Origin of the sequence: Rosistilla oblonga, from assembly GCF_007751715.1 — a bacterium.
GTDB lineage: Bacteria > Planctomycetota > Planctomycetia > Pirellulales > Pirellulaceae > Rosistilla > Rosistilla oblonga.
The window spans coordinates 3,739,900-3,754,528 of sequence record NZ_CP036292.1 but is presented as its reverse complement, the minus strand read 5'-3'; the positions used below and the strand labels follow the sequence as shown (position 1 = coordinate 3,754,528).

Genomic DNA, 14,629 nt, shown 5'->3' with positions numbered 1-14,629 from the left:
AACTTTTCCAAAGGAGCGACCCAAATGAGTGCGGCAACCGCCAGCAAACAGGAATGCATCAAGAACTGCCAAGAATGTCAAACGACCTGCGCCGAACAATTGACCAGTCACTGCCTCGTTGAGGGGGGGGGACATGTGCAGCAAGAGCACGTCCAGCGGATGCTCGATTGTATCGCTGCCTGCAAAGCTTGCATCGACTTCATGAGCCGCAACAGTGAATACCACGCGTTGTACTGCAAGGCGTGTGCTGAAGTTTGCAAGGCCTGCGCCGACAGCTGTGAACGGGTTGGCGACATGGACCAATGCGTCGCCTGTTGTCGCAAATGTGAGCAGAGTTGCTCCGCGATGGCAACGTAGTATTGGCTGTCGTCGCTGCCACTTCGCTTGCCTGCGATTGCGGTACACGTCCGTTGCCGCCGGGCGGCGCGGGAAAATTGGGGCGATTGTGTCGTGGTGACTGTGCTGGCGCGGCGAGATTCGGCGTTGCGCATTCGTCAGCGCAAGCCAGTCCGTTCCCCGGCGCGCTAAAGCCGAAACGTTTTGCTGCGGTCGGTCGCTGGAGACTCACTTCGCAAATGCTTCGTGAATTACTTCGCCGCCGAGAACGGTTGCGATTTCATCACGATTGTTGTGCCGGTAGAGCAGTTTGTGTTGGTCCAGCCCCAGGCCGTGAAGCATGGTGGCATGCAGGTCGTGTGGGGAGAGTGGCCGCTCGATCGGGACATATCCCAATTCGTCGGTCGCACCGATCACTTGCCCGCCTTTGATTCCGCCACCGGCCATCCACATCGTGTATCCAGCGGGTGAGTGATCTCGGCCGCGGCTATCGCCGGTTCGAATTCCTTCGGTGGTCGGCGTTCGCCCAAACTCGCCGCCCCAAACAACCAACGTTTGATCCAACAGATCGCGTTGTTTTAGATCTTGCAGCAGACCGGCAACAGGCATGTCGGTCGCCCGGCAGCGATTGATATGGTTCCCTTTTAATGCTCCGTGCGCGTCCCAACCGCCGTTGCGCAGCTGGATAAAGCGGACACCTTGTTCGACTAATCGGCGGGCCAACAGACAATGACTGCCAAACTGCTTGCTCGCTTTCTGATCGATTCCATACATCCGCTGCGTTGCTTCGGTTTCGCCCGAAAGGTCAAGAATTTCCGGTGCGTTCAACTGCATCCGAAAGCCCAATTCGTACGATTCGATCCGGGCCTCGAGTTCGGTGTTGAGATCCTGCCGGCGAAGATGCTGTTGATTCATGCTGCGGATGAAATCGAGCTGATCGCGACGATCGTCAACGGAGTAGAGGTCGGGGAGTTCGGAATAGGGTACGCCCCGTTGGTTGTCGATCTGCGTCCCCTGAAATCGAGCGGGCAGGAAACCGCTTCCCCAGCCTGGCCGCTGCGGTGCCGGGCCCGACGAATTGGATGACAACACGATAAAGCCGGGCAGGTCGCGGGCTTCGCTGCCCAACCCGTAAGTCACCCATCCACCGAGACTCGGGCGTTCACCGAGTGAAGATCCGGTCAAGGTGAAGTTTTCTCCAGGACCATGAACGGGAATGCGGTGGTTCAACGAACGGATCACGCACAGATCGTCGACATGCTTGGCGGTGTGTGGCAGCAGTTCGGAGACCTCGATCCCCGATTCCCCATACTTCTTGAACCCAAACGGCGAAGCCATCAATTTTGAACCGACACCGGCCCGCGGAATGTTTGGGACCGTCGCGGCGATGCTGTCGGGAACGTACTCACCATCCATCTTCGACAACAGCGGCTTAGGATCAAAGGTATCCATGTGCCCCGGTCCGCCCGACATGAACAGGAAGATCACGCTTTTGACAGTGGGTGGGAAATGAGGTTGCTGCGAAAACGACGAGGCCGAACCGCTGGCCGATACTTCGTCGCCTAACATGGCGTTTAAAGCGAGCGATCCCAGACCGATGCCCGCAGTTTCGAAGAACTCTCGTCGCGCTAGATTCATAGGATTCACGGTCGTCCGGTGGGTTGAAGGGCTAGGTTGTGGGCAGTCGAATTTCGATTAGGGGATGTAAACGAATTCGTTTAGGTTCAACATGGAATGGCATAGACGAATCAGTTCCGGAGAAACCTTGTCGGCCGAAGACTCCCCATCGTTGTCCGACTCGCTTCGCTTCAACAACGTCTTGGCAAGGCGAACTTCTTCGACCAAAGGAGCTCGGCCGAGCGTATGTTCAAAGACCGCGAGGATTTGCTTCACGGGATCATCTCCCGCCTCCGCGTTCACGATCCGCGCTAAATGTTCGGCACGCTTAACGACAAATGGACTGTTCAACAGATACAGCGGTTGCAACGCGACCGTCGACACCTCGCGCCGCGAACAACTTCGAACACCATCGGGGGCGTCGAACATCGTCATCACGTCGGGCAATTGGCTGCGCCGCTGCGACAGATAGATCGTTCGCCGCAATGCCTTTTCATCACGCTCTGGGGCGATGCTCGGGCCGCCAACCAACCGATTGATTTCGCCGGTAGCGACCAAAATTGAATCGCGAATCACCTCGGCTTCCATCCGCCGTTGCGGCCAACGCCACAAGGTCTTGTTATCCAAGTCGAGTTCGAGATTTGCCGCTACCAAAACGCTCGACTGTCGATACGTTGCTGAATTTACGATCAGGCGATGGATGTGTTTGGTACTCCAATCGTTGTCGATCAACTCCGATGCCAACCAATCCAACAACAACGGGTGCGTCGGTGGTGCGCCGTGGGTGCCGAAATCGCTAGGCGTCTCAACGAGGCCGCGGCCAAAGTGCGATTGCCACAACCGATTCACCCAGACGCGAGCGACCAGTGGATTCTTGGGACTCCCCAGCCAATCGGCCAGCGCTTGGCGAGGCGTTGGAGATAGCTGCGACGGCGTTTCACCAAGCACTGCCGGCCAAGCAGGTTCGACACGCAAGCCGGGACTGTGGGCATCGCCACGAATCAACACATGTGTCGCCTTATCGGAAAGGAAGTCGGGCGAATAGGGCAATGGCGATCGATTCACCACGGGCAAACGCTCGACATCTTTGTCGCCTGTCAACGGAGAATAGAAGCCCCAGGTGTGGGCGGGGTAGTCGCTGGGGGCGACCTTCCGCTTCTTGGCCTCCGATAGATAGAAGCGATACGAATCGTCGGTGAACCAGTTTCGAATCTCCTCCGCTGGCACATCCGCCGTATTGCGCAGTTGGTAATTCCCCAGTTGTCCATTGGCGAAAAACGCCATCAACGCGTAGTAGTCGCGTTGCATCAACGGTTCGAACTTGTGGTTATGGCATTGAGCACATTCCATCGTCAGCCCCAACAGCGCGCTGGTCGTGTTGTCGACGATGTCCATCATCACGTCGGTCCGTTGTTGCAGTTTGTCCAACTGGTTGCCACTGATGCGAGCAGCCCCCAGGAACCCGGTCGCGATCATCGCGTCGTCCGAATACGGCTGCAATTCGTCACCAGCGATCTGTTCACGGAGAAACTGGGCGTACGATTTGTCTTGATTAAATGCGTTGATTACATAGTCGCGGTATCGCCATGCAAACGGACGTGGGATGTCGTGCTGGTATCCTTGACTTTCGCCCCAACGAGCGAGGTCGAGCCAGTATCGGGCCATCCGTTCCCCATAGTGCGGCGACAACAACAGCTTGTCGACCAACTTTTCGTACGCATCGGCGGTGCTGTCGTTGACAAACGCGTCGGCTTGAGCGACCGTCGGGGGCAAACCCAACAGGTCCAAATACAGCCGACGAACCAGCGTCCCGCGATCCGCTGGGGCGGTGGGCGTCACACCGATCGCTTTCTGACGGGCAGCGATAAAGGCGTCGATTGGATGCCCCGAATTCACAGCGTCGGCCTCGGGCTTCGCAGCGGGGGTGGGAACATCTGGGCGAGTGATCTGGGAAAACGCCCAGTGATCCGATTCAACCTTTGGCGTCGGAAGCAGTTCGTCGTCCCATTTCAGCCCCTGATCGATCCACGCTCGGATTTTCGCGACTTCGATTTCTGAAAGCGGTTCCTCGTCGGGCGGCATCCGCTGCGAGTCGGATTTGGTCGTCAGCACTTCCACCAGATGACTTTTGCGGCTCTGACCAGGAACTGCAAAGACATGCCCGGTACTAAAGCCGAGCAGTTCGTTTCGGACGTCCAAACGATAGCCCGAATCGGGATAGTCGCCGGAGTGGCAATCGAAGCAACGATCGCGCAAGATCGGGTAGATATCGAGTGTGAAATCGATCGGCTGATCCCACGTAACGGCAGGACGCGACGCGGCGATACGTTCCGATTCCGCCCCTTCTGAATCACTCAAAAACGTATACGCATCCTGCCAAGAACGGGATAAGACCAAATCACCGACACGAATTCGATCCTGACGCTCGGTCTTGCCACCGGTCGCGAACCCCACCCAACGAATTTGATGGATTCCATCCTGGTCGTTCAACGAAAGGATCGGTTGATCGGCCTCATCGGCTTGCGGGTCGACCCACAATTGAATCTGGCTGTAACCGTTGCGTGTGCCGGGTGTCTGTTTGGCGAGCCTTGCGATCACATGATACGTCTTCCCCGGCTCCATCTCCGTCCGGCTCCACGCGGTTTGTTGTGCTCCAAACCGCACCATAAACACATTCTTCCCGCGACTCGGCCCTCGATCCGCCATGTGGATCCCAATGTTCGGCACACCGACGCTATGCACCGCCTGGTCACTCCCTTGCGTGCGATCCAACCAGAGCACAAAGAACTCGGGATCGATTCCCAGGTCGATCTTCGACGGTTCATAAAGGAACCGAAACCCAACAAACAGATCATCCTCCGCGTAGGTTCGTCTTAGCTCGCGACGCAGTGGATTGTTTCGCTGATTGGTCCCTGAGATTACTACCGGAGGCGGAAACTCCTCACGTGAAGAAGGCTCCGCGTTGTCGTCAAATCTTGCGGGACGAATTTGCGACAACTGCCAGGGCTTCGCAAAACCGGCCTGCATGTCGTCGGCAGACTGCTTACCAAAGTCGTGTTCCGGCACAAAGCGATCGGCAGCCAACCGATCTTCCGCTACCGATAGGTTCGAGACTGCAGCCGTGAATCCACATAAGATGGCACCGATCCGTGGCAATAGGGTTCGAAGGATGCGGTTCATTGTTTGGCGGTGGGGTTGTGGAGGACGGAAATGGACTATCGAGATTCTTCAGCGGACATTGTTTGTGGGCCGGGGCTCGCGGTGCCCAGCGGAAAGCGTTCTTCGAGCGTTAAGCCACACACCGACCGATCGAGTAAACGTGTGTCTAGAGGTTCGGTCGCTGGCGCAATGTGCATTCCTGCGTAGCGAATCATCTGCAGGCGGTAGCCTGACGCGTGCCACGCGGTGACCGTTATTTTGGGAGCGTGATGATATGAAGAGAGGCGACCGGCGATCCCGATAGCAAGAAGAGGCGGCGTGGAGCGTATTGACCGGGAGACCGAAGCTGCCGCCGAATTCGTGTTCTGCAGGTCCGAGGCGGAGCGCGTCGACGTCCTCCGCAACGCAGGCCGTGCCAATTGGCTGCCGGTCAACGACGCGACAAATCGTTTGTCGCACGCTACGTGTTGTTCGTCGCATGGAGATGTTAGGTTCACGTCAAATTCCCATTGCATCTGCGATCGTCAACGGCCAGTTGGAAAACTGCTAAGCTGACGACTTATCCGAAGAGCCCCCAAGATAACGGATAAAACGAGACGTTTCGAGAATTTCGCGTATTTCCTCTGTGAACCATGTTGTTGGACTGACGCCGTAATTGAGCAAGTTGTGTTTTCGCGGTTGCGAATTTTCGTATCAGCTGATTCCGGTTAACGATTAAGCGCATCGCGGTTGCCGCGATTTATAGTACAACTCCGCTGTCCGGTTATGCTGCCGCCAACGCACAGCGTTTGCCGGGCTGATGGTCATGAAACGAAGCTTGCGGGAACTCGAACAATGCTCAATCGCCAAAAAACTATTCTGCATCTTTTGCAAACTGTCGCTCGCCCGGTTCAGCCTGCGGAATTGACCGCATTGGCGTTCCTGCTGCGCCACGAATTTCCGTCGTCCGGCGGCAGCGCGTTCTATGACTTTGTTCCTTATACAAACGGTGCAGCTTCATTTGCGTTGGATCAGGAACTGGGCAAGCTGACCGACCAGGGCTTTCTGGTTCGAGACGAGGAGGCAAGTTTCACAGTCGCCGCCGGCGCAGAATTCCAGACACCGGACGATGCGGTTCAGAAAGATCTCTCACGCCTGGTAGAACGCTTTGGCGACCGGGACACCGAAAAGCTTCTCGATTACGTCGACAATGCGTTCCCCGCTTATACGGTCAACAGCAAGCGCAAACGCCTCGCCCAACGACCGACTGCGGATCCTGCGGTCTACACGGCGGGTTATGAAGGGCTCTCGATCGATGCGTTTTTGAACCACCTGGTGGAAAATGGAATCCGTCGCGTGATCGATGTGCGGAACAATCCCAATGCCCGGCGTTACGGCTTTCATCGCAGCACGCTGCAGCGGTTGACCGGGCAACTGGAGATCGAATACCTCCATCTCCCCGAACTCGGAATCAAAGCCGATCAGCGGCAACATCTCGACACGATCGACGACCGCAAGGCATTGTTCGACCGCTACGAAAAGAGCACGCTCGAAGAGAATACAGCGGCGATCGATCGTGTTGCTGAACTGATGCTGCAACTTCCATCGGTGCTCATCTGCTTAGAAGCCGATCCGGTCTGCTGCCACCGCTCGCGGATCGCCAAACGGGTTGCAGAGCGAACGTCGCTGCCGATTCAGGATTTGTGAGTGTCAACCGCGCCGCAAAGATCAAAAACGTCGTCGAGTCACTTTAGGAAGTCGTATTCGGGCGAGACACATTTGCCGGCCGATGATTCGAAGACTCGCTTCAGCGATTCGCGACTCTCGGGGTAACGTCCCTTGTCATCGGTTGCCTCTTCCCAATCGGCAAGCTGTTGACGATGGCTTTTCAGGATCGCTCTTAATTCAGGATTCTCCGCCAGGTTATTGATCTGGTGAGGATCGTTCACGAGATCGTAAAGCTCTTCCGCCGGACGGTGTTCTGCGTCGTGATACGAAGCCTGGATCGGACTCAGTTTTCCCAAACGCAACAGTTTCTGCAGCGTGGCAAACGTTGCATACTTGTCGCGGTATTGTGGCTGGAACAAGGCTCTATCCAGTTTGTAGTTTCGGATATATCGAAACCGCTGCGAACGAACCGTTCGAATCAGATCGATAGCGTTCCCCATCCGGTCTCTCGCCGAGATCACGTATTGCTGAGGAGCGTAGTCTTCGGCGAACAGATCGACTCCCTCCATGAATTCAGGGATCGCGATTCCCGCAAGACCAAGCGTACTGGCGGTGATATCGATGCCGCTGACAAGATCCGCTCGCACGTTACCTCGCCGAGTGATTACGTCGTTGCCTGTGGGCCAATGAACGATCAGGGGCACCTTCAGCCCATCCTCGTATAGAAACTGCTTCGCTCTGGGAAGCGGACTGCCATGATCGGTAAAGAAGAAGACCGCAGTATTGTCCCACAGGTCGTACGCCTTTAACGCGTCCAAAATGGCACCGACCTGAGCGTCGGTTTCGGCGATCTGTTCGTAATGCCTTGCGATCGCGTCGCGGAAGACGGGATGTTCGGGATATTGTGGCGGCACCGAAACCCTACCGGTATCGAAGCGGCTTTCGGTCGGAAACTTCGCTCCTGTCTCGCCCCCGAACTTGCCCCCTTTTAATTGAATCTGACCGAAGAACCGTTGTCCTTTCAGTTGTTTGAGCCACGATGCGTCGCGTCCCAACATGTGCGAGTTCACCTGTTTCCGCGACGGACGTTGGAACTCCGGCGAATACATAGCGTGGCGATCTCGCACGAAATTGTAATCGTCTTTCGCCTCGTTAAACGTCAAATACCCGGCCTGGCGAAACAACTCGGGGATCGTCGTCAGGTCACCGGGCAACGGCTTCTTGATCATCGTTCGATGTTGATGCAAGCCGTGCGTCGTCTGCATCGTGCCGGTGATCAAAGCCGACCGCGTCGTCGAACAGACGGGAGCTGGCATGTAGGCGTGCTGAAACAGAACGCCCCCTTCGGCAAGCCGATCGATATTGGGAGTCTCCGCGATTGGATCGCCATAACATCCCATCCAATCGCTCATGTCATCGACATAGATCCACAGTATGTTTGGACGCTCTGCACGCGCGTCGCCGTGGCAGAATCCGGACAACGCCACGGCGCAAAACGCGACCAACATAATTTGACATGTGCTTGATGGCGAAGAGTTCATCGAATGGCAGCTTTTCATTGTGATGAGAACGTGTTGTTGTGCGGCGCGACGGATTCGGACGAAGTGCGAGTTGCGATTCCAAATCGATTTGGTTCATTTGGGAGAGTGATACGATCACAGGCGGTCAGGATTGACGGGGACGGTTGGCGTTTTGCCCGAGGCTTTAGAACGCAGCATCGGGCGCAGTCGATCGATCACCGCCACTGTGGCCGCGTCGGGATCGACCGCGAGATTGTGGAACTCGTTCGGATCGGATTGGTGATCGTACAGCTCTACGCCATGTTTTCCCTCGCCCCACTCGGTGAAGCGGTATCGGTGGGTGCGAATGCTGCAGCCCATCACCGGTTCGGACACCCGAGCGTCCGCGGGACGGAGCACTTGCGTGACGGCGAAGCCATCCCAGTCAGCCTGCCGATTATCGATCAATGGCCGCAGACTGCGCCCCGCCAGACCGGGCGGCGACGGGATCGCTGCCAGATCGGTCAGCGTCGGGTAGATGTCGACAAACTCGACGATTTGGCGACAGTCACCTCGCGACTTCTGTCCCGGGACGCGGACGATCAACGGCGCGCGAGCTCCTTGTTCGAATAGGGTTCGCTTTTGCCAGACGCCATCGTGTTCGCCCAGATGATATCCGTGATCGCTCCAGAAGACGACGATCGTCTCTTCGGATAAACCAAGTTCTTCCACTGCGTCCAACAACCGGCCAACTTGGGCATCGACAAACGACACGCAAGCGTAGTAGGCCTGCGTTGCTTGCAGTAACGTTTTGCGATCGAGTCCGTAATTGGGAACGGGACAATTGTGAGCGAATGCGGCGGTTGGGATGTCGTCGCGATCGCCAGGGGGCGCGTAGGGCAACCGCAGCGAATCGACGGGATACATTTCAAAGTACTTCTTCGGCGCGACGTACGGCGTGTGCGGGCGGAAGAAGCCGACGCCCAGAAAGAACGGCTGGTCCTTCTTCTCTTGCATGATCTTGATCGCTTCGCTGGCGATCATCCCGTCGGTCTGCTCTTCGTCGCGGCCGTCGGCGGCCAGCCAGCTGAGCGCGCCGCTGATCTTCCGATGCGGTTCGGCATTAAAGACGAGTGCTTCGTCGGTCTTATCGCGTCCCTTGGGATTGACCGTTCGATTCCAAGAGGCCGGATCGTCAAAGCCGTCGGTCCCGATCGACGCGGGAACGTTGTAGTGATAGATCTTACCGACACGTGCGGCGAAGTAGCCTGCGGCTTGGAACGCTTGAGGTAGCGTGACGACATCGGGCAACTGGTCGCGAAAATGGCGATCGAGGTCGTAGACTTTGATCTGATCGGGCCGCAGTCCCGTCATCACCGAAGCTCGCGTCGGGTTGCACAGCGGCAACTGATTGTAAGCTCGCTGAAAACATGTCCCTTCCGCTGCCAGCCGATCGATGTTGGGCGTCTTGGCGACCAGATCGCCGTAGCAACCCAGCGTGCAAGCCAAGTCATCGACTGCGATGAACAACACATTTGGCCGGTCGCGACCCTGCGGTTCTGTCGCCCGAACCTGCCACACGCAAACTGCAGTCGACAGAACAGCGAAGCACAGTCGTAAAACAATCGATTGGTTGCCCATCCAAGCCTCTTCCACAGATCTTTAGGTTTCGTCACGCGCGCGTTTTCCCAATGCTGCAGCATTATAGCGGCAACTCGGTTGAAATCGGCGTAGTGGGACTTCCGTAGAGTACGACGCAAAAAACGTGGACTCAGGGCTTCGATCCTCCCTCAAACGAAGTTTGAGGGAGGATCGAACCAGCGAAGCGTGGTTCGAGGATGGGAGTCCGAAGTAAATCGCAGGCTATCGATACAGCGGCGGGCCCTCCCCGAAACACTTGCTAGACGCTCGTGTTTCGACCCTCCCTGGCTTCGCCGGGCGGGTGAAGTGCTTCGTCCGCCGACTACGAGTCTTTTGTCGGTGGCAGCACTTGTTTGGTACAATCGCCTGAGCGCCATGCGATCAGCTCTTCATTGGCGTAGCAATTGCAATCTTCAATCGTTTTTCCATCGTAAATCTCATCGAGCGCGTGGGTGAAACCACCAAGGTATCCACGCCGGTACGACGTTTCGCTCAACTCGTAGGCGTCCGGATCAATACAGAGGAGACCAACACCGGACTGCGTAGTTCCATCGCGGTCATCGAATTTGATGCTTTTCACCAACTTCAGTGCCAGTTGATGGGTTTTCAATCTATTGCGTTCCCCCCCAAATTCATTGACGATTGCATCCAGCGCATCTTGCGAGTTTCTGATCCAGCCTGGAATCGACGCCAGCCGTTCCAATTCTTCGGTTTCTTTGATGTCCACTATTCGACCTCCGTATTTGGCGTTGCGTATATCGAATCTCTAGACGTAGTTTTGACTCGACATGATCATAGGCGTATTTCTGCCCGGATTGCGGTGACAAAAAGATAGTTTTTTATCGGATGCTGATTTGGAAATAGGCGGCGCACCATCGCGTGCACAGGGAGTCTGGCTTGCGCGGTTCACCAATGGATACTCAATTTGCCCGCCCGATACTGGCTCACGGGAACAAAAGTCAATATCGACCCTCCGGCAAACGAAGTTTGCAGGGGAGGGGCGAACCAGCGAAGCGATGTTCGGGGAGGTGAGTTGCTCGCATCGATTGCCCGTTGATGGGCAGTTCCCGCGCTGGTGTGCCCAAATACGCACAGTGGGATCGGGCTCTAGAACGCGCCGTCGCAGGCTGTGTTGATCGCGGCTCGCAGTTCGGTGATGCAGATCGGTTTGAGCAAGAAGTCGGCGATGAACGCGCAGTCTTCGTCGTCGGGGCGTTCGTAAGAAGAGACGACAATCACGGGGATCGCGATTGCTTTGGCGATCACTTTGGCAGCTTCGATTCCCGACATCTCAGGCATCCGAACGTCGGTGATGACGAGATCCGGCAGTTCCGCCGCACACAACGCGATCAAATCGCCGCCGTTCTCCGCTTCGCCGACCACTTCACAGCCCAGCTTGCACAGCAAACGGCGAAATCCCTGACGAATATCGGCTTCGTCGTCGGCGATCACAATTCTCAGGCTGCGTTTCATGTGGTCGGTTCATTGGGGGAGAGTCATCAGGAATTCGGCACCATCGGGGTGATCGCTGATTTCGATCGTCCCTCGATGCGCGGTGATGAACCTCTCTGCAATCGCCATGCCTAAACCCGTTCCCTTCGCCTTGGTCGTGTAAAAGGCTTCGAAAACACGAGCCCGCAGCTCTTCCGGCAGCCCAGGTCCATTGTCGCGGACCGAAACGCAGAGCATCCGTTGTTCGCCGTCGTTGCGATTGCTGCAGGCGATGGTGATACGGACTGGATCGGCGCAGGCGGCTAACGAGTTTTCGAACAGATTGCGGAACACCTGTTCGATTCGGAAGACGTCCAATTCGCAGACCAGATCCGCATCATCGATCGCTTCGATCAACTGAACGTCCCGTCCTTGATGCAAGACGTGCAGGTTCGTCCACGCCTGCCGCCAGACCTCCGCAACACTGGCCGTTGATTTATCCAACTGGATCGGTCCGGCAAAGCTGCGAAGTTCATCGTGCATATGTTGCAAATCGTTTTTAGCCCGGCGGATCCGGTTCAGATCTTCGCGAGCTTCCGAGTCGGGTTCGATGTCGTACTCCAGGACATCGATACCAACTTGAATCCGTTGCAACGCGTTGCGACTCTCATGAGCGATCGCCGAAACCATCTTCCCCATCGCAGCCAAGCGTTCCGCCTGGACCAGTTTATCGCGGCTCTCCGCCAGGCAGGCTTCGGCCCGTTTGCGGTCGGTGATGTCGCGAATCAAGGCGAGGAATCCCAACGGCTGGTCCCGTTCGTCGCGGATCACTTTCCCGACCATCTCGCCGACAAAGGTCGCGCCCGACTTTCGTCGCCATCGGACTTCGGTAGCTTCGAATCTTTCATCGGCCGCGATATGAAAACGTTCCTCGGCCATCCGTTCGAAGTCGGATCGATCGGCGTATAGTATCGAAGTCGATTTGCCCAACACTTCATCCGCATCGTACTGGAACATACGGCACGCCCCACGGCTGAAGTGGGTGATGTTCCGGTCCAACCCGGTCATCAAGAGAGCGTCGGGGATTCCGTTGACGATCGTCTTCAGCACCGCCCGCTCGCGTTCAACGTCGCTCTGATAGCGAACCCGCTCGATCGCCAACGCCGCCAGGCTAGCGATGCTGGAGACAAACTCCAGTTCGCTCGCACACGGCGACCTTGGAACAGAGTAATACATCGCAAATGTCCCCAGGACTTCGCCGGTCGATGCGATGATCGGTTCGGACCAACAGGCACGCAACAAGGCTTGTTCCGGGATATCGCGAAATCCATGCCACAACGGATCGGTGGCGATATCTTCCACGACGACCCGTTTGCCGGTGAAGGCTGCGGTTCCGCAAGATCCACAGCGGGGACCTGGGATCCGGCGGTCGACCGCGGTGCAATAGAAATCGGGCAAACGCCGAGACGCTGCCAACCGCAACGTCCCCGATTCCGCTTCCATCAACATGACCGAACCGATCATGTCGGGACGCGATTCCTCGGCGACTTCAACAAGCGTGTGCAGCACTTCGTCCAGCGACGCCCCTTGGGCCAACCGCTTCAGGACCCGCGTCTGCCCGCGTAAATCGCTTTCCAATAGATCTCGTTCGTTCATCATCGTCCATTCCCAAATAGCAATGCCGGCGGCCGGTCTATTCTAGGGGCTCCGGCGGATCTTCGTAGCACCGGCTGCCCTGTTCGACATCGCGTTGTGACTTACAATGACGGCCATGGCAGAAACTGCGTTGGACATATTGTTCGTCGACGACGATTCCGATTTCGCGGCGGGTTGCATTCGCTGGTTCCAGAAGAACGGGCACTGCGTCACGCACACCACTCGCGGGCAGGATGGCGTCGCCCAGTGCGAGAAACTTGATTTCGACATCGCCGTCCTCGATTGGAATTTGCCCGGTCTCAGCGGTCTGGAACTGGTGCAGCGGATCCGCGATGCCGCCGCCGAAACGGAGATCATCATCCTGACAGGCGAAGGGACGATCGAGAACGCCGTCGAATCGATGCGTCGCGGCGTCTTCGACTTTCTCTCCAAACCGTTCCCGATGGCGGAACTAGAACGTCGTTGTCTGGGAGCGTTGGAACGTCGGAAGTTGCGGAAGGAGAATACGCAGCTGCGCGAAGTCATCGACCGCACGAAACGTCCAGCCGCGACGATGCTCGGCCAGTCCGAACCGATACAAAAAGTCTTCAGGTTGATCGACCGTATCGCTCCGACTGACAAGCCGGTGCTGATCGAAGGCGAAAGCGGGACCGGCAAGGAACTGGTCGCCCAAGCGATCCATCAGGGCAGCCCCCGCGGCAACCGGCCGATGGTCACTGTGAATTGTGCCGCGTTGCCGGAACAGTTGGTAGAGAGCGAGTTGTTTGGTCATGAACAGGGTGCGTTCACCGGTGCGACTTCAGCGAAGCCCGGTCTGTTCGAAGTCGCCGACGGGAGCACGTTGTTTATCGACGAGGTTGGCGAGTTGCCGTTGGCATTGCAGCCGAAACTGCTGCGGGTGCTGGAAGATGGGTCGATGCGGCGGATCGGTTCGGAGAAGGAACGCCGGGTCGATGTCCGGATCGTCGCGGCGACTAATCGCAGCCTGAAGGATGAGGTGGCCGAAGGACGTTTTCGCGAAGACCTCTATTACCGAATCAATCTGCTGACAGTCCACCTTCCGCCGCTGCGCGATCGCGGCGATGACGTCAGCGTTTTGATCGACCACTTTTTGGGAAACGGCCCCGAGTTGGAAGCCGAGGCGCGGACGGCGCTGCTGGCTTACGACTGGCCCGGTAACATCCGGCAATTGGTCAACACCATCGAACGGGCGAAGATCCTCGCCGACGATCTGATCACGATCGAAGACCTTCCCGATGAATTCCAATCGCTCGGTTCGGCTGGTTCTGCGGAAACGCCCGCCAACGAAGGATCGTTGATGACGGTGCAGCGGGAGCATATCGCGGAGGTGCTCGCTCGAGAAAACGGCAACAAATCGGCAGCCGCCCGGATCCTGGGTGTCGAACGCCGCAAGCTCTACCGGATGATGAAGCAACACGGAATCGAGGTTTAGACACAGCAACGTCCTTGGCAGACAGGTCGACTGCAAAAACTGTCCACGCAGTGACAGCAAGACGAAACGAGTGCGCACATGTGCGCACATGTGGGCACATCGTGGGACGACTTGCGATTTGGCGGATTCATTCAACAAGCGATTTCGCTGAAATATTGCTTTCTGCTGACAACGACCATGAACGGCACGC

The 14,629-nt window shown here is 56.9% G+C and carries 10 protein-coding genes; 3 read left to right on the top strand and 7 right to left on the bottom strand.

Annotated elements, in window-relative coordinates:
- The first annotated feature begins 24 nt into the window (after positions 1 to 24).
- Positions 25 to 357: a four-helix bundle copper-binding protein gene (locus CA51_RS13340; RefSeq protein ID WP_145121351.1), complete on the top strand. Its 333-nt coding sequence runs from the start codon at positions 25 to 27 to the stop codon at positions 355 to 357.
- Positions 358 to 564: 207 nt separating this feature from the next.
- Here the strand turns inward: CA51_RS13340 and CA51_RS13335 are convergent, their stop codons facing one another.
- Entirely contained in the window at positions 565 to 1,974 is a 1,410-nt protein-coding gene (locus CA51_RS13335) for a DUF1501 domain-containing protein (RefSeq protein WP_145121349.1), read from the bottom strand.
- A gap of 57 nt (positions 1,975 to 2,031) precedes the next feature.
- Positions 2,032 to 5,133 (bottom strand): PSD1 and planctomycete cytochrome C domain-containing protein, encoded by a 3,102-nt coding sequence (locus CA51_RS13330; RefSeq protein ID WP_145121347.1) that lies wholly within the window; start codon positions 5,131 to 5,133, stop codon positions 2,032 to 2,034.
- A gap of 813 nt (positions 5,134 to 5,946) precedes the next feature.
- Between CA51_RS13330 and CA51_RS13325 the strand changes: the two genes are divergently transcribed.
- Entirely contained in the window at positions 5,947 to 6,798 is an 852-nt protein-coding gene (locus tag CA51_RS13325; RefSeq protein WP_197451158.1) for a DUF488 domain-containing protein, read from the top strand.
- Positions 6,799 to 6,836: 38 nt separating this feature from the next.
- Here CA51_RS13325 and CA51_RS13320 read toward each other — a convergent pair whose 3' ends face one another.
- The 5 genes from CA51_RS13320 to CA51_RS13300 form a co-directional block, all read right to left on the bottom strand.
- Positions 6,837 to 8,267: a sulfatase family protein gene (locus tag CA51_RS13320; protein ID WP_197451157.1), complete on the bottom strand. Its 1,431-nt coding sequence runs from the start codon at positions 8,265 to 8,267 to the stop codon at positions 6,837 to 6,839.
- Between the two features lie 147 nt (positions 8,268 to 8,414).
- Positions 8,415 to 9,899, bottom strand: a complete 1,485-nt coding sequence (locus CA51_RS13315) for a sulfatase (protein WP_145121340.1) — start codon at positions 9,897 to 9,899, stop codon at positions 8,415 to 8,417.
- Between the two features lie 322 nt (positions 9,900 to 10,221).
- Positions 10,222 to 10,626 (bottom strand): hypothetical protein, encoded by a 405-nt coding sequence (locus CA51_RS13310; protein ID WP_145121338.1) that lies wholly within the window; start codon positions 10,624 to 10,626, stop codon positions 10,222 to 10,224.
- Between the two features lie 380 nt (positions 10,627 to 11,006).
- The gene (locus CA51_RS13305) at positions 11,007 to 11,372 is read right to left on the bottom strand and encodes a response regulator (RefSeq protein WP_145121336.1); all 366 of its coding nucleotides are present in this window, start codon (positions 11,370 to 11,372) and stop codon (positions 11,007 to 11,009) included.
- Positions 11,373 to 11,381: 9 nt separating this feature from the next.
- On the bottom strand, positions 11,382 to 12,989 hold the full coding sequence (locus CA51_RS13300; protein ID WP_145121334.1) for a GAF domain-containing protein: 1,608 nt from the start codon (positions 12,987 to 12,989) through the stop codon (positions 11,382 to 11,384).
- 112 nt (positions 12,990 to 13,101) lie between these two features.
- Between CA51_RS13300 and CA51_RS13295 the strand changes: the two genes are divergently transcribed.
- Positions 13,102 to 14,439 (top strand): sigma-54-dependent transcriptional regulator, encoded by a 1,338-nt coding sequence (locus CA51_RS13295; RefSeq protein ID WP_145121332.1) that lies wholly within the window; start codon positions 13,102 to 13,104, stop codon positions 14,437 to 14,439.
- Positions 14,440 to 14,629 lie beyond the last annotated feature (190 nt).